At 36.7% G+C, this 16730-nt stretch carries 18 protein-coding genes; 13 read left to right on the top strand and 5 right to left on the bottom strand.

The window, feature by feature from the left end; genetic code table 11:
• The first annotated feature begins 39 nt into the window (after window positions 1-39).
• From pabC to ESZ36_RS00480, 6 genes are all read left to right on the top strand, one after another.
• Entirely contained in the window at window positions 40-846 is an 807-nt protein-coding gene (pabC, locus tag ESZ36_RS00505) for an aminodeoxychorismate lyase (RefSeq protein ID WP_146782038.1), read from the top strand.
• A gap of 45 nt (window positions 847-891) precedes the next feature.
• Window positions 892-1905, top strand: a complete 1014-nt coding sequence (gene mltG / locus ESZ36_RS00500) for an endolytic transglycosylase MltG (protein WP_146782035.1) — start codon at window positions 892-894, stop codon at window positions 1903-1905.
• Between the two features lie 76 nt (window positions 1906-1981).
• Window positions 1982-2620: a dTMP kinase gene (gene tmk / locus ESZ36_RS00495; protein WP_146782032.1), complete on the top strand. Its 639-nt coding sequence runs from the start codon at window positions 1982-1984 to the stop codon at window positions 2618-2620.
• 9 nt (window positions 2621-2629) lie between these two features.
• The gene (locus tag ESZ36_RS00490; protein ID WP_146782030.1) at window positions 2630-3631 is read left to right on the top strand and encodes a DNA polymerase III subunit delta'; all 1002 of its coding nucleotides are present in this window, start codon (window positions 2630-2632) and stop codon (window positions 3629-3631) included.
• Between the two features lie 9 nt (window positions 3632-3640).
• Complete coding sequence (locus ESZ36_RS00485) at window positions 3641-3967, top strand: PilZ domain-containing protein (RefSeq protein WP_011043118.1); 327 nt, start codon at window positions 3641-3643, stop codon at window positions 3965-3967.
• Window positions 3968-4045: 78 nt separating this feature from the next.
• Window positions 4046-4813 (top strand): TatD family hydrolase, encoded by a 768-nt coding sequence (locus ESZ36_RS00480; RefSeq protein WP_146782027.1) that lies wholly within the window; start codon window positions 4046-4048, stop codon window positions 4811-4813.
• A gap of 436 nt (window positions 4814-5249) precedes the next feature.
• Here ESZ36_RS00480 and ESZ36_RS00475 read toward each other — a convergent pair whose 3' ends face one another.
• Together ESZ36_RS00475 and ESZ36_RS00470 are read right to left on the bottom strand one after the other, a co-directional pair.
• A complete protein-coding gene (locus ESZ36_RS00475) occupies window positions 5250-6824 on the bottom strand; it encodes a cation:proton antiporter family protein (RefSeq protein ID WP_146782024.1) in 1575 nt (524 codons plus the stop codon).
• Window positions 6825-7301: 477 nt separating this feature from the next.
• On the bottom strand, window positions 7302-7922 hold the full coding sequence (locus tag ESZ36_RS00470; protein ID WP_146782022.1) for an arylesterase: 621 nt from the start codon (window positions 7920-7922) through the stop codon (window positions 7302-7304).
• Here ESZ36_RS00470 and ESZ36_RS00465 point away from each other — a divergent pair.
• The 3 genes from ESZ36_RS00465 to ESZ36_RS00455 all read left to right on the top strand — a co-directional run bounded on the left by ESZ36_RS00465 (window position 7921) and on the right by ESZ36_RS00455 (window position 12378).
• Complete coding sequence (locus ESZ36_RS00465) at window positions 7921-8634, top strand: ABC transporter ATP-binding protein (protein ID WP_146782019.1); 714 nt, start codon at window positions 7921-7923, stop codon at window positions 8632-8634. The genes ESZ36_RS00470 and ESZ36_RS00465 overlap by 2 nt on opposite strands.
• Window positions 8624-11137, top strand: a complete 2514-nt coding sequence (locus tag ESZ36_RS00460) for an ABC transporter permease (protein WP_146782016.1) — start codon at window positions 8624-8626, stop codon at window positions 11135-11137. Before ESZ36_RS00465 ends, ESZ36_RS00460 begins: the two co-directional genes overlap by 11 nt.
• Window positions 11138-11313: 176 nt before the next feature.
• Window positions 11314-12378, top strand: a complete 1065-nt coding sequence (locus ESZ36_RS00455) for an AI-2E family transporter (RefSeq protein WP_146782013.1) — start codon at window positions 11314-11316, stop codon at window positions 12376-12378.
• 43 nt (window positions 12379-12421) lie between these two features.
• Here ESZ36_RS00455 and ESZ36_RS00450 read toward each other — a convergent pair whose 3' ends face one another.
• The 3 genes from ESZ36_RS00450 to ESZ36_RS00440 form a co-directional block, all read right to left on the bottom strand.
• Window positions 12422-12853, bottom strand: a complete 432-nt coding sequence (locus tag ESZ36_RS00450; protein ID WP_146782009.1) for a lysozyme inhibitor LprI family protein — start codon at window positions 12851-12853, stop codon at window positions 12422-12424.
• Window positions 12854-12963: 110 nt separating this feature from the next.
• Window positions 12964-13266, bottom strand: coding sequence for a YciI family protein (locus tag ESZ36_RS00445; protein ID WP_146782006.1), 303 nt, complete (start codon window positions 13264-13266; stop codon window positions 12964-12966).
• A gap of 53 nt (window positions 13267-13319) precedes the next feature.
• Window positions 13320-13907 (bottom strand): septation protein A, encoded by a 588-nt coding sequence (locus ESZ36_RS00440; RefSeq protein WP_146782003.1) that lies wholly within the window; start codon window positions 13905-13907, stop codon window positions 13320-13322.
• Between the two features lie 240 nt (window positions 13908-14147).
• Between ESZ36_RS00440 and ESZ36_RS00435 the strand changes: the two genes are divergently transcribed.
• The 4 genes from ESZ36_RS00435 (at window position 14148) to ESZ36_RS00420 (ending at window position 16401) form a co-directional block, all read left to right on the top strand.
• Complete coding sequence (locus ESZ36_RS00435; protein WP_146782000.1) at window positions 14148-14930, top strand: CbbQ/NirQ/NorQ/GpvN family protein; 783 nt, start codon at window positions 14148-14150, stop codon at window positions 14928-14930.
• A 15-nt stretch (window positions 14931-14945) separates the two neighbouring features.
• On the top strand, window positions 14946-15530 hold the full coding sequence (locus tag ESZ36_RS00430) for a cytochrome c oxidase subunit 3 family protein (protein ID WP_246128934.1): 585 nt from the start codon (window positions 14946-14948) through the stop codon (window positions 15528-15530).
• A 53-nt stretch (window positions 15531-15583) separates the two neighbouring features.
• On the top strand, window positions 15584-15853 hold the full coding sequence (locus tag ESZ36_RS00425) for a cytochrome C oxidase subunit IV family protein (RefSeq protein WP_170235745.1): 270 nt from the start codon (window positions 15584-15586) through the stop codon (window positions 15851-15853).
• Window positions 15854-15987: 134 nt separating this feature from the next.
• Window positions 15988-16401 (top strand): hypothetical protein, encoded by a 414-nt coding sequence (locus tag ESZ36_RS00420; RefSeq protein WP_146781994.1) that lies wholly within the window; start codon window positions 15988-15990, stop codon window positions 16399-16401.
• The last annotated feature ends 329 nt before the right edge of the window (window positions 16402-16730 follow it).

Genomic DNA, 16730 nt, shown 5'->3' with positions numbered 1-16730 from the left:
TCAATAAATTTTATATTATTACTAATGTAGCGACACTCAATGAAATATTGCTCGGTAAATGGTCAACAACAAACAGATATAGCGGTAACCGATAGGGGACTAGCTTACGGTGATGGGATATTTACCACGGCTAAAGTCGTTAATGGCGAAGTGGTATTATTAGAAAAGCATATTGAGCGATTAACTCATGGCTGTCAGCAATTAAAACTGCTGCTACCATCAAACATAAGTTTGAAAGAACAATTAGTATCGGTGGTCAAAGGTTATTCGCTAGCGGTACTAAAAGTAATGATAACTGCAGGCAGTGGTGGCAGAGGTTACTCTAGAGTTGGACTAAGTGATCATGCTGCAAACATAATCATCATGATATCTGATTTTCCAAGTCACTATGAAACGCTAGCTCGACAAGGAATTAATGTAGGAGATAGTAAGTCTCAGATTGGAACTAGCTCAATGCTTGGCGGGATTAAACATCTCAATAGACTTGAGCAAGTATTATTAAGAACTGAGCTTGATGAGCGTAGTGAGGACGATCTTATTGTTACTAATTGCCAAGGTGATGTTATTGAGGCTACTAGTTCAAATTTATTTTATTGGCGCAATGAACAGTTATGCACCCCTGAAATATCAACATCAGGAGTGGATGGTATTATTAGACAAGTGATTATAGCCAATAACAGTCAAATAAAAGTACGCCAAACCTCATTTGAAGATCTTAAATACGCACAAGCTATGTTTATCTCAAATTCTTTGATGGGCATAATGCCGGTAAAAACGTACAATAATCGTCTACTTGCTGTTGATCTTGTATTGAAGCTTCAAAGACAAATGAAAGGATTTATTTAAACGATTTTTTTGTCGTTTTTCTAGTAAACTAATTAAGGACAAAGCGTGCTCAAAAAACTTATTATTATTATTATTTTGGCATTACTTGGTACGATAGCTACCTTAAGTTATCAATTTGAACAGGCCTTACATACCCCTATAGCAATCGAAAAAAATACTTATCTAAAAGTAATGCCTGGCAGCTCTGTTAGCTCCTTTGCCAAAAAATTAGCGGATAAAAAATGGATACCAACCCGTTTTTGGCTGAGAAATTATGGTCGCCTATTTCCACAAAAAGCAAATATTAAAGCGGGTACCTACCTGATAACCAAAGGTTCAACCTTAGCGCAACTATTAGTTCAGCTTGTTGATGGTAAAGAGCACCAATTCTCTGTCACCTTTATCGAAGGTACGCTTTTTAAAGACGCATTAATTATACTCGCAGGTCATCCTTATATTAAACAAACGATTGAAGATAAATCGATTAATGAAATAGCGATAAAACTGGGTATTGACTCAGTAAACCCTGAAGGGTGGTTATTTCCTGATACTTATGCATTTACAGCAGATACTAAAGATATAACACTATTGAAACGTGCTTACGTAAATATGCAGGCACAATTGAATGAGTTATGGCAGAGCAGAGCAGAAAACTTACCTTACAAAACACCTTACCAAGCATTGATTATGGCCTCGATCATAGAAAAGGAAACAAGTTATATTGCCGAACAGCCAACAATATCATCGGTTTTCGTTAATCGCTTACGAAAAAAAATGCGTTTACAAACCGATCCAACGGTTATTTATGGTTTAGGTGAGCGTTATGCTGGAGATATAACCCGTGCACATCTACGAGAAAAAACGGCTTACAATACCTATAAAATTAATGGTTTACCGCCAACGCCTATCGCAATGGCTGGTTTGTCAGCTCTACAAGCTACACTAAACCCAGTAAAGAGTGATTATTATTACTTTGTTAGCGGCGGTGATGGCAAACATGTTTTTAGTAAAACGCTAGCTGAACATAACTTTGCTGTTAAGCGTTACTTAAAAGCGCAAAGGAAAAATAAATCAAAGTAAATATATGACTGAATAATATAAACTATATAATTGATTACATTTAACGATACAACTGTCAAAAGGTAAAAGCTCAGCTATGTCTACAGGAAAATTTATTGTCATTGAAGGCATGGAAGGTGCTGGTAAATCATCGGCTATAACTGTCATTGAAAGTACGCTAAATAAACATGGTATTGAGTATATTAATACCAGAGAGCCCGGTGGCACACCTTTAGCTGAATCCTTACGTGATATGGTTAAATCGGTAGATCATCAAGAAAAACTTACTGTGGAAACAGAGTTACTACTTATGTATGCCAGTCGAAGTCAATTACTTGCCAACAAAATACTACCTGCTTTAGCCGCAGGAAAGTGGGTAATAGGCGATCGTCATGATTTGAGCTCGCGCGCTTATCAAGGGGGAGGTCGAGGATTTGACGAAACTATAATGAATACCATCAGTGATATCACTTTAAAAGGCTTTCGTCCTGATATTACCCTTTATTTAGACATAGACCCGCATATTGGTTTATCTCGTGCTAAAGCTCGGGGTGACCTTGATCGAATTGAATTAGAAAAGATGGAATTTTTTATTCGTGTTCATAATAAGTATCGAGAGCTCGCCGAACAAGATGATTCCATTATTACCGTTGATGCAGCACAAACAATGTTACAAGTGCATCAAGACGTAGAGAAAGCTGTTATTGGGTTTATTGCTAAAACGGATAAGGGTTAGAAAACGAATATGCTACAAATTTCCCGCGAAAAGCAAGTGCAATTAAGCCGACAATATCAACAAAATACCTTAGCACATGCCATTATCATTCAGGGTATAGAAGGTGCTGGTCAGGGGGCATTGGCAAAGTGGTTAATTGAGTTGTTGATATGTCAAAATCCGTTATCAACAACTAAAGCTCTTGAGTCTGAGACCATTAGCGAAGCCTGTGGTCAATGTAAAGCTTGCCTGCTTAGGAAAAGTGATACCTACCCGGACCACTTATTGTTGAATACCGAGAATAAAACCTTAGGAGTTGACGACATTCGTCGTGGTAATGCATTTCTAGAAAAAACAGCTCACCTAGGCAAGGTGAAAACAATATTAATTCCACAAGCTCAGGTAATGACGATTGCTGCCGCTAATGCATTATTGAAAACATTAGAGGAGCCAAGTGCAAATAGTTATATTGTTTTAATCGCAGACGATCTTGATAGCTTATTACCGACAATTGTAAGTCGGTGTGCTGTATATGCTATTAGGCCTATGATAGGTGAGGCCTTGTTGGCGCAACTCAATGTCTCGAACTTTGATGATACTCAACTATCAAGTAGTTCTACTTTGTCTAAAAAAGCTAATGATACAGCTTACATTAATTTATCTCATTTACCTGAATTAACCGATAAAATTGTTTATCAAGAGTTTCAGGTTTTTAATCAATATTTATTAGATTATTTATTACATGGCCAAAGTGAAGATAAGTTACTGAGTCAGATTGTTGATAATAAGCACAGTTTACGTTGGTTAGAAAAAATAACCTGTAATCTAATGAGAGAATATTACCTTGCTAATGCAACGGATCAGACCTTATTGCTTGTTAAACAGAAAATTTCAGTGCAAGTGCTTAATCAAATATATCAAGCTATCATCACTAGTAATAAACTGATAAAGTCTTATCTACAAGCTAATCGACAATTCGTCGGTGAACAGTTACTTATGACGATAAATGATATCGTTAGACCATCGATATAGGAGACCAACTTGGTTCCATTAAACGTAGAGTTTTATTCAGACCGTGATTTATATCTTGGTTTTATGCCTTTCCTTAATGAAGGTGGCATTTTTGTACGTACACCCCGTCAATATGATTTAGGCGATGAAGTTGAATTGCATATATTACTGCCAGATGCGTTAGAAGAGTCTATCGTTCAAGGTGAAGTTTGTTGGCTGACTCCCGTTGGCGCACAAAATGGTACACCTCCTGGTGTTGGTATTACTTTTGTTAAAGATCCGGAAAAAGTTCGTCATCAAATTGAGCAAATAATTGCTCGACATTTAAATTCTTCAGAGCCAACACTAACTATGTAGTTTGGCTTCTTGTCACAACTTAGTAAGTGACAAACGTTCATTATTAAAAAACTATTTTAAAAGCACAGGAGCTCCTCGTTGTTTATAGATTCTCATTGTCATTTAGATCGACTTAACTTATCTCTACATGATAATAATTTGGATAATGTTATTGAGGCGGCGAAAGCGGCTAAGGTAACTAAACTACTATGCGTGAGCGTTACATTAGCTGACTTTCCTGAAATGGCAGCCAAAACAGCTCATTATGACAATGTTTTTCTTACTTGTGGTGCTCATCCTTTAAATCAAAAAGATGAAATTATACCTGAGCAACTATTAGCATTAAGCCAAGATGAGCGTGTTATAGCGATTGGTGAAACGGGATTAGATTATCACTATGCTCCTGAGACAAAAGCTCTACAGCTTGATTCATTTAAAAAGCATATTCACGTAGCCAAACAATTAAATAAACCAATGATCATTCATACTCGTGAGGCACAGCAAGATACTTTAGCATTACTTCGTAGTGAAGGGGCAGATCAGGTAGGCGGTATACTGCATTGTTTTACAGAAAGCTGGGAGATGGCTGAACAGGCGATTGCATTAGGCTTTTATATCTCCTTCTCAGGTATCGTTACCTTTAAAAATGCCACTGCATTAAGAGAAGTAGCAGCTTTAGTACCTGATGATAAATTTTTAATTGAAACTGATGCACCATATCTTGCACCTATTCCTCATCGTGGTAAAGAAAATCAACCCGCTTATGTCGTAGAAGTTGCCAAGCACTTAGCAAGTATCCGAGGTCAATCGGTTGAAGAGATAGCTAAGCTCTCAAGTGATAATTTTAACCGTCTTTTTAAGTTATAAATCGCTCTTTTTTAAGTAAATCTAAATAAATATTAATAAATTGAATAAAAAAAAGCCCAAACAATCGTTTGGGCTCAAAGATTGGCTCAGGGGTTTGAGCCGTGCGCTAATGAACCATTATCTGGTCATTAAGATAAAAACAAAAATAAACTAGGTTGTAACACAATTAACTTACATCTTAGCAACAAAAACATTACGTCATGCCAAGCTTGTGTAATTAAGTTTAGTGTAAGTTTTTTAAATTGCTAATGTTTTTTTGTTTATTTATATTCAGCTTTTAATACAATTGCTTAGCTTGTTTGTTGCGTGGTTTATATTTCTTTTATGCTGGTAATTCTCATGGTGATGACAATGAGAATTACCAATATTGCATTGGCTGTGTACTTATTTTGAACTAGCTGATTTAATCACGTAAATGGCTATGATATTTTCCTGTTTATGGCATGTTTTTAGGTAATAAAGCTAGGCTTTCCTCAGCAAAACCTACCCCGGCCTCAGTATAAAAGTTAAAGACTTTATCAATACCAAATGCTTCTAGTTGTTTACGTTCATCATCGTAGCGTGCTACAGCGGCAATTTTTCCTTTATAATTTGCTGCCCTTAACTGCTTAGTAATGTTGATAATATCTTGTACTGAAGGTAACGCGAGTAACACAAGTTCAAGCTGTGATAGATCGATACTTTCCCAAAAGTAGATATCTTCTGCATCACCGTAATAGGCTTCCATCCCTTTACTATTTAACCACGTTATTTTTTCTTTATCAGCATCTAAGCCCCATGCAGGGCTAGTACCATGACTATTTATTGCTTGATAAGCCCCCATTCCAACACGGCCCATACCGATTATCACGATAGGGCGCTGGCAAGGTTGACAAAAATTGTCTTCTTCGAGTTTGGTTTGTCGTTCAAAACGCGATAAAAATCCTCTATGTTTGGTAAAAAGCGTATGGGCGAACCGATAAATGATATTTGTTAAAATAAAGGATATAGCCATGCTTAATGCAAGGATCACCAGCCAATCATTACTTAGCCATCCAGAAGACACGCTTAACGCCCCCACAATTAAACCAAATTCACTAAAGTTACTCAAAGATAGCGCGCTTAAGAACGCAGTTCGACAGCGTACTTTTAATAGGGTAAAAATACCGTAGAACATCACAAATTTAATAGGGACCAATAACATTAATAGTGTCGCTAAACCTAACATTTCCAATGTAGGAATCGCAGTAAAACCAATAGAAAGAAAGAAGCCAATTAAAAATATATCTTTAAAATTCATTAATGCTTTATTAATTTCAGTCGCTTTAAGATGAGAAGCTAAGAACATACCAACAAGCAATGCTCCTAAGTCACCTTTAATATTGACCAATTCAAATAATTCATAACTACCTAGAGCGAGAAAGAAACCCATTAATGTAATTAGTTCACCATGGCCAACATGATTAATAACCCTATTAATTAAGGGTTTAATTAAAAATAAACCGAGTAACGAAAATGCCCAAACTGACGGTATTTTACCTGTCGCAAAAACTAAAAAAGCAACAGCAATGATGTCTTGAATAACCAGAATACTGATAGCTAACTTGCCATGGCGAGTACGCATTTCTCCATTTTCTTCTAACAATTTTATTACACAAACAGTACTACTAAAACTCAAGGCAAAAGCGATCAATGCAGCAGTCATTATGTCTAAATCACTGAAGTAACTCACCGATATTAAAGCGAGTAATTTAACAAAGGTTATGGTGACAACAATCCAAAGTAGAGTATGTAAGGAGCAACCCAACCACACTTCTGTTTTGAATAGGTTTTTTACGTTAAGTTTTAAACCTATGGTAAACAACATGATGGTAATACCTAAGTCACTTAATACACTTAAGCTTTCATCAGCTTGATAACCAGCAATGTTTAGGATAAATCCCGCGGCAAGGAAACCGATAGAGGGGGGCAGTGAGATTGTTTTTGCCGCCAAGCCGCAAATGAAAGCGAAAAGTATCCAGATAAAGTCCATAGTATTGCTCTAGTTTACGTTGATTTACTAAACAGAAATGTTTTGGGTATTTTGAAAATTATGCAGGTATATATTTTGATAACTATAAATCAAGCAGCTGTTATTTTTACCGGTGAATACCTTAGAAAGGACTCTCCGTGTTGAAGATAAGTTTACCCTAAAAACAACCTGTTAGACTAGCTTGATTTAACTATTCTTGGCGATTTAACCGATACCCGTTACCAATCAAGATGCATGTTTCAGAGGGCATGAGCAATTTCAATACAAGGCGCACCTTTGTAGTAATGGTTATTCCCTTACAAAAAGGTGCAACGATGCAGTGATGTTGCTCAAGCGCTTCTTCGATAGGGCTAAAAGTGATTTATGCGGCGTTATTCATTTGAACAAGGGAGTAACCATTGTTTAAAATAAATGCCTTGCCTAAAGCACTTTTAACTCGCTCTGAAATCATGCACTTTGAATGGTAACGGGTATATATTACTTTTGTAACCACTTATCAATTTCGCTATACATAAAATCACGGATGATAGGTTGTGCTTTTGCATTGGGGTGTAAGTTATCATTGAGCATTAGCGAAGAATCAACGGCAACATCTGTCATAAAGTAAGCCATAAGATGGGCTCCCGTTTGTTCGGTCACTTTGGTATAGCTATCAGTAAACATTTTACGGTATCTTGGGCCTAAATTAGGGGGAATTTGAATTTCCATTAAAGCGACTTTCGCGCCATATTGTTGGCTTTTGGTCACTAGCTCAGTTAAATGTTTCTGCAGTAACTTCACTGGAAAACCTCTGATACCATCATTGCCACCCAATTCAATTAACACATGGCTAGGCTGGTGTGCGTTAAGCCAAGCATCAATTTTCAATAAGGCATTATCCGTAGTTTGACCACTGATAGCTGTATTTATGATGGTGACAGGTTTATTATCTTCTCTATATTTATTTTGTAACAAATGAACCCATGCTTGTGCTTGCTCAAGTCCATAGCCAGCGCTTAAGCTGTCACCAATAAGTAAAATTTTATCATTTGCCAAGCTGGTAAATGATAGGTTTGTCAAAATTAAAATAATAATAGATTTTAGGAAACAACGAGTCATGTCAGTACTTTCTCAGTTAAATGTTATACAAGTGTCAGGGCTTACTAAGCGTGTTAGTACACTTGAAGGAAGCCTTACTATCCTTAGCGATATAAACTTTTCTGTCAAGTCGGGAGAGTCAGTTGCTATTGTTGGTGCTTCAGGCTCAGGTAAATCTACGTTATTAAGTTTATTAGCTGGATTAGATGTTGCCAGCCAAGGTGATGTGCATCTCGATGGCGAAGCCTTAAGTACACTTGATGAAGAAGCGCGTGCTCAGGTAAGGGCAGAAAAAATTGGTTTTGTTTTCCAATCATTTATGTTGGTTCAAAGTTTAACCGCACTTGAAAATGTGATGTTGCCAGCAGAGCTCGCTGGCGATCATGATGCTAAGGCCCAAGCAATTGAGTTACTGGAAAAAGTAGGGCTTTCACATCGGCTTGAGCATTACCCTTCACAATTATCAGGAGGAGAGCAGCAGAGAGTTGCAATTGCGAGAGCTTTCATTGGTTCACCTAAAATACTTTTTGCAGATGAGCCCTCTGCGAACCTCGATAGTAAAAATGGTCATCTGATTGAAAAATTATTATTTGATTTAAATAAGCAAAACGGTACTACGCTAGTACTCGTTACTCATGACGAACAGTTAGCGAAGCAATGCCAGCGCATTATACATATTGAAGGCGGACAACTGGAAAAAATTAGTGAAGGAGCAGCTGTCAATGTGGGTTAAATTGGCTTTTAAGTTATTTTCGCGAGAGTTTAGGCGTGGTGAATTAACTATCATCTTTGCAGCGATAGCGCTGGCAGTACTTACTGTCTTTAGTCTGTCTGCAATTACAGAACGAATTGGTTTAAATATCGCCCAAAAAAGTAGTGACTTTATTGCCGCGGATCGTCGTTTGTCTAGCAATCACGCTTTTGATCCACAACTATTAACAAAAGCAAACGAACTTGGGCTTAAAACAGCTAAGGTGCTCTATTTTGATTCTATGCTGTTTGCTAATGATGAATTGGTACTAGGCTCAGTGAAAGCAGGAACTAACACTTACCCTCTCAAAGGTAAGCTTACTATTAAGGATAGCTTAACCAGCCAAGCATATGAAGTTGCTACTGGTCCCAAGGCAGGCTCAATTTGGCTTAGCGAAGGTTTATTTTATACGCTTAATGTCAAGGTCGGCGATAACGTTGAATTAGGTGCTGGAGTTTTTAACGTTAGTAAAGTATTAGTGAAAGAACCTGACGCGCCCTTTTTCTCTTTATCTGGTAATAAACGCGTACTTTTAAGCTATGAAGATATCCCTGTCACTAAAGCTGTTCAAGCGGGCAGCAGGGTATTTCATCGTCTACTTTTCTCGGGAAATGAACAACAGCTTAGCGGTTATTACGCTTGGCTTAAGCCACAACTTAAAAGTAATCAAAACTGGGAAGGGATTAAAGATAGACAATCCCCCTTGGGTAATAATTTAGACCGAGCAGAGCGATTTTTATTACTCGCTGGTTTATTTGGCATTATGTTAGCGGCAGTTGCTATGGCAGTTTCAGCGAAACGTTATTGTGAACGACAATATGATCCCGTCGCAATGATGAAAACGCTTGGCGGTAGTCGTAGAGTTATTCGTAATATCTTTCTTTTGCACCTTAGTTTAGTGACCGGCTTTTCTATTATCGCAGGTTTACTGATAGGCTTTATTCTGCAAACTATTGGTGCTGATTATTTAGCAAATTTTATGGGCACTGAGTTACCACAAGCAGGCATGCGTCCTTGGTTATTATCTGGCTTTATTGGGCTAATTTGTGCGTTAATGTTTTCCCTTAAACCCTTATTAGATTTATTTGATATTCCTCCTCTGCGTGTCTTACGTCGCAATTTGGGTGATACGATTGCACTGAGCCGACTTCATCTTGTCCTCTCCTTTTTGACCATTTTTGTTTTAATGTGGTTATTTAGTGGTGAGATCGTTACTACCTTAATTTTATTCGCATCGACTTTATTAGTGATTGCTGTTTTATATGGTATATCTCGATTATTATTTGCTGCTGGCCGCAGTTTAGGGCTTAGACCTGGTTCTAGTTGGTCGTTAGCGATAGCTACATTACAAAAAAGAGCTAATGCTAATGCGATTCAACTGATCAGTTTCGCGTTAGCAATTAAGTTAATGCTATTTTTAGTTGTTTTAAAAAATGACATTATTACAGACTGGCAAATGCAAGTTCCACCTAATGCACCTAATATGTTTATTATTAATATTAGCGAGCAAGAAGTCGATCCGATTACGCAATTTTTTACAGATAATAATATTGCTCATGAAGCGTTTTATCCTGTTTTTAGCGGACGAGTTGATGCGGTTAATGGTGAAGAGTTTGCTCGAAGCGTCTCAAAACAGGAAGGTGAAGAAAAAGATGAAGATGCCAAAGAAGGGGTCAACAGAGAGCCTAACTTAACCTGGTTAGAGTCTTTACCTGAAGGTAATGAAATAACGGAAGGACGATGGTTCACTGATGGAGGTACGGGTGGCGATGAAATTGAAGTGTCCGTTTTTGACGGTTGGCGAGAAACACTTGGTTTAAAGCTGGGCGATACCATAACACTTTTAGTTAATGAACAACCAATAGAAGCTAAGGTTACTAGTTTTAGGAGTGTTGACTGGGGAACATTAAAACCTAATTTTGTTATGATTTTAAGCCCCAATATGGCTGGTAAGATACCGGTAACCTATTTCAGTGCCGCGAAATTACAAGATAAACACACCAAGGATATTAGTCATTTATTACAACGTTACCCAACGATAAGTATGATTGATATCAAGTCTCAAATAGAGCAAGCCCAATCGATTATTGCACAAGTCTCCTTAGCTATTGGCTTTGTTTTATCAATTGTGTTGATAAGCGGAGCTTTAGTGCTTATTTCACAGGTGCAAGCAAGTTTGGCTGAGCGTATGGAAGAAGTGGTGATATTACGAACGCTAGGGGCTAAAGGTCGACTGATTAAACTAGCAACGCTTTATGAATTTATGCTATTGGGGGCAATTTCTGGCCTAGTTGCAGCAATAGTAAGTGATGTGGCTTTACTGGTAATTCAACAACAACTGTTTAGTGTTGAAGGTCGAATGCACCCTTATATTTGGCTGTTAGGACCATTAAGTGGAGCTATTTTTGTATCTGCTATTGGTTATTTTATGGTGGCCAGCACTATGAGACAAAACACCCAAGGCCTATTAAGAAAAATTGCTTAACCTAAGTGATAAGTGCTCTCAACTGATTGCTGAGGGCACTAACGGCAATCTAATAATATATTCGATTTAAAGTGAGTACATAACTAATTGATTACTTGGACTTAAGCATAAGTAAATTAGTGTAATTTACTTATATAAGGTATATTGAAACGATAAAAAGTTAAGGAATAATTTTCATGGTTTCAAGTTCAAATCATAGCTCTATTGCAAAAGCATTTGTAACAGTTGCCGCTATTTTTATCATTTTTGCGGGTATTAAAACCGCGGCTAATATTTTAGTACCGTTTTTACTATCAGTATTTATCGCAATCATCTGTAACCCATTAATCAATAAAGCCAGTGAGTATAAAATACCAAAGGCTGTTTCTATCATCTTTGTTATCGTTGTCTTTGTTACTATGGCTGTGTTTTTAACGGGATTAGTAGGCAGCTCTTTAAATGAACTTTCACAGCAGATACCTCAGTACCGAGTACAGCTCAAAGAACAATTTACTTGGTTAACAAGTTTCCTTAATAGTCATGACATCCAACTTTCTTCATCGATAGTGACTGAATATTTTGATCCTGCTGCAGCGATGGGGTTAGCGGCTGATATGTTATCAAGTTTTGGCTCTGTGATGACAAACTTGTTTTTGATTATTTTAACTGTTGTTTTTATGTTGTTTGAATCATCGACGATTCCACATAAATTACATTTAGCATTAGATGATCCTCAAATGCGTTTAAAGCAAATTGAACGGTTTTTATCTTCGGTAAATCAATATATTGCCATTAAAAAACTAGTTAGTATTGCCACGGGTTGTATTGTGTCACTGATGTTATGGATCTTTGGTTTAGACTTCTTCTTACTTTGGGGAGTGTTAGCTTTTCTACTTAATTACATTCCAAATATCGGCTCTATTATTGCTGCAGTTCCGCCAATGACGCTCGCTATATTACAATTAAGCATAGGTGAGGCTGGTGCTATCGGTTTAGGCTTTGTTTTAATAAATATGGTGATGGGTAATATTATTGAGCCTAGATATCTAGGTAAAGGTTTAGGGCTATCTACTTTAGTTGTTTTTTTATCTCTAATCTTTTGGGGATGGTTGCTTGGTACTGTAGGTATGCTGTTAAGTGTGCCACTGACCATGATATTAAAGATAGGGTTAGAAAGCTCACCAGAAGGTCGCTGGATGGCTGTAATGCTAAGTGATGAAGTTGAACTGGTTGATAAAACCGAGCAAGCTTTACTTGATTGATAGCTGATTAATAGCTTGAATAAGGCGTTACTCGGCTAACCTACTAAGGAATGGGGTTAGTCGTTATAATTTTACTGAGTTCGGTGATTCTGCCCTGACTTGATTGCACATAACACGTTTTATAGACCAAGTCCGCACCTCTTTCGGGGGACACAGCTAGATATTGCCAACGACAATCATTTTCCCTATAAGTAATAAAGTTACTTTGCGAACGCTTAAACATTTTTAAGGCAGAGTAACGTCCATTTACTAAGGCTTTTTCTTCTAAATTAAAGGTATGTAAATTCACCCAAGTTTGTAACTCTCGATCTACAAGGGATATCACACCATCTAAACACCTAGACATTGGAGCCGAGGATATTTTTTCAGCATTTTGTTGCTGACACTCTTTAATGTTTTTTGCCGCGTGAACAGGGAAAATCATCAATAAAGGACATAAAAGTGCTGATGCTAAAAGTATTTTATTACGGATCATTTTTCGGTTATAAGCTCTAGTTGATATGAGTTTAATTACGCTAAAGTGCTAATTCTCTTGTAAGTGAACTAGCAAACAGTAGGGCTAAGTTTAACTGTTTATTCTATTTGTTAAGCAGGTAATACTTTTTTATAAGGTTTAACCGTTACTTTTTTATAAACACCGGCACTGATATAAGGATCTTCATCTGCCCATGTTTGTGCGGCAGTTAAGCTATCAAATTCTGCAACAATTAATGAACCAGTAAATCCAGCTTCACCAGGATCTTCACTATCAATAGCAGGGCATGGGCCGGCTATTAACAACTTCCCTTGAGCTTGTAAGTCTTTTAAACGCGCAATATGCTTATCGCGAACAGATAGGCGTAAGCTGAGTGAGTTTTCAACATCTTCACTGTATATAACATAAAACATGGAATGTATTCCTTTAAACAATAGGTTGAGTTAGCTCATTTTAAACAGAGCTGTTAAGTAGATTTATTAGGGTTCTCATTATTAACGATATCTGTATCATTTACCTCTTCCTCTTCTACTTCTAAATACTTGTATAGAAACAAAATAGAAGTGATAGAGAAAAGAAACATTAAGCTGGTTAAGCCAAACACTTTAAAGTTTACCCAGGTATCAAGATCGTAATTAAAGGCTATATAATAATTTAATCCCGAGCAAAATAGGAAGAACAAAGCCCAAGCGAGGTTTAGTCTAGACCAAATGTTTTCTGGTAGTGATAACGACTCAGCTAAAAATTCTTTAATAATATTTTTGTTGAAAAAGGTATTACTCACTAATAATGCACCAGCGAAAAAAGCATTAATAATGGTCACCTTCCACTTAAGAAAAGCATCGTTTTGCAAATATATTGTTAGGCCGCCAAAAACAACAATCAAACCAAAAATTATCCACTGTTTAGCGGGGATTTTTTCTTTTTTGATTTTATAGTAAAAAATTTGCACGAAAGCGGCAACAATCAAACTTCCAGTAGCCCAGTAAATCCCTGCGATTGAATTAATAATAAAAAAAAGCAGAAGGGGAAAATATTCAATAAACAGCTTCATATAGTACCGAAATTAAGGATGAACTTAGAGCGATATTAAAAATAATCGCCTACGAATAACGTGATTTTAACGAATGCGAGTTTAATAGCCAAGCTTATATTTGCTTATTGCATAACGATAATGATTATTTTTTGCCATTGTCATTGATCTTTATCAACGAAGCGGCTTTGGGTAATTGTACTTTGGTCAATAGCAGGGTACTTTAGCATCAAGTTTAATAACCACAGATAATCGTCTCCCATGGCAACTGACAAATTATTTTATCAAGAACAAAGCAATGAAGTGTCATTGTTTAACTATGCTTTTGAACACCAACTTCCTGTATTAATCAAGGGCCCAACAGGCTGTGGTAAAACACGTTTTGTTGCCCATATGGCCGAAAAACTTAATAAACCATTATACACAGTGGCTTGTCATGACGATCTCACCGCAGCAGATTTAGTCGGTCGACATTTAATTGGTCCAAATGGTACGTATTGGCAAGATGGTCCATTAACACGTGCCGTACGTGAAGGCGGCATTTGTTATTTAGATGAAGTCGTTGAAGCACGTAAAGATACTACTGTCGTTTTACATCCTTTAGCTGATGACCGCCGGATATTACCTTTAGAACGCACAGGAGAGCTGCTTGAAGCTGCTCCAGGCTTTATGTTGGTGGTTTCTTATAACCCAGGCTATCAAAATTTATTAAAAGGCATGAAAGCCAGTACTAGACAGCGTTTTGTTGCGCTACGTTTTGAATACCCTAGTGCAGAGCTTGAACAGCAAATACTGATAAAAGAAGCTGGCGCTGAACCTCACCTAGCTTTTAAATTAGTTGAGCTAGCTGGTGCATTACGCCGATTAGAACAAAATGATTTAGATGAAGTCGCTTCAACACGCTTGCTAATTTATGCTGCCAGAATGATGAGCTCAGGTATGAACCCGTTAGATGTTTGTCGCTGCTGTTTGGCTGAGCCATTAACGGATGACCCTCAAACGGTGCAAGCTTTGATGGATGTTGCTAGAATTTACTTCGATTAGTTATCTAGAAATTATATGACCAATCCATCAATAGCGATTGAACTCCCAGATAAAAAACTGCCTGGTGATTTAGCCATGTGGTTTTTCATTTTGGCAGAGCTAACTGTGTTTGCCATTTTTTTTATTGGTTTTTCGGTAAGTGAACAGCTAAACGCAGAAATGTTTAGCCAAGGTAAAGCTCAGTTACATCAAACGGCAGGTTTAATTAATACCATAGCGTTAATCACAAGTAGTTTTTTTGTTGCTATCGCATTGACTAAAATACATAAAGCGCAAGCTAAACAAGCTGTGCTTTTATTATTAACAGCTAAAGCTTTTGCTATCATTTATATTTCGGTCAAAATTTGGGAATACCTTTCATTATTTGAACAAGGTATAACAATTGAAACGAATACTTTCTTCACCTTATACTTTTTAATAACTGCTTTTCATTTAATGCATGTTTTATTGGGAATGGTAATCCTAGCTTTCATTGCATACAGCGCTTGGCATGGTAAGTATCAGAATAACGAGATTTCTGGCTTTGAAGCCGGTACTAGTTATTGGCATATGGTAGATTTATTGTGGATTATTTTATTTCCGTTGATATATGTTATTTAGTCGAATCTGATTATTAATTTTACACAACTTAAATTATGCGTAAGGGTAATGTAGTGAAAAATAATAAAACCGTTAATATGGCGGCGGCAACAAAGAGTTGGCTTTTACTTATTGCTTTGAGTGTTATTGCCATTTATTTACCTGAATTTGTTGATCATAAAAGCTTTTATACAATTGCAGCGTTAGTTATTGTCGTCATAAAAGGTCAACAAATTGTTGATATATTTATGGAACTTAAAAACGCTCCTAAGTTTTGGCGTTTACTATTTTTAAGCTATATTACGCTGTTACCTTTAATTATTTCTGTCATCTATTTAACTTAGGGTCCATTGAACTTTCTAGGTTAAATTTTGTTCGCCTATTTAAAAGAAAGTAAAGCATTTCAATCGCGGCGATGAGTAGTGTAAGGTTGTTAGCGTATTTACTTTCACTCGATCATTATATCAAGGATGGGAGTATGATTAATCGAAGTCCTAACCCAAGTGGAAACTTCGCGGTAATCTGTCAATCTTTATACCTAGCAAATTTACTGTTATTACCCGGCATATGTTTTTTAGTCTTACTTTACTATTATCGTCAATATCAGCAAAAAAAAGTCTACCACGAAAGTGTAGAAGGCCAAGTTGATGATAAAATAAGAATACGAAATCTAGGTATCGGAAAAATTCACCTCATAAGAACTATACAACTTTCTATTTTAGCGGGTATTTTACTTGCTGTAGTGCCGTTAGTGGTTATTTATTGTACCTCGCAACTACAAATGTCGATCATGGTTGGATTAATTTATTTTGTGACTTTGCATGCTGGGTTTATTTTGATCGGCATGTTAAATCTTTCTCGAGCAATGGCGAGAAAAACACCTCTTTTTTAATTCCCTTTCTTCGTTTACCCCTAAAGGTTATTTAACTATTTAACTATTTAACTATTTAATCTTATTATTTATCATAGAGTCGAAGCAGGAAATGACAAAATCATAAGATTTAAATCGTATTTTTTTGTTACGTACAAGAGCATATTGAAATACACAAATAGAGTTTAGCCATACATTGCTTGGCTCTACGCAAGTAAAAACACCTTATAGCGGGAAAGATCTGCTACTTTTTACTGACCCCATTTTAAATTTTGATAAAGCAAAGTAACTTCTGTTGACCCACATCACGGCAAAGGGTCATTTTATTGATACAATATAACTACTATTTA

The organism is Colwellia demingiae (genome assembly GCF_007954275.1).
Taxonomy (GTDB): domain Bacteria; phylum Pseudomonadota; class Gammaproteobacteria; order Enterobacterales; family Alteromonadaceae; genus Colwellia; species Colwellia demingiae.
Note: the sequence above shows the minus strand (reverse complement) of the source record. Positions and strands in the feature narration are given on the sequence as shown.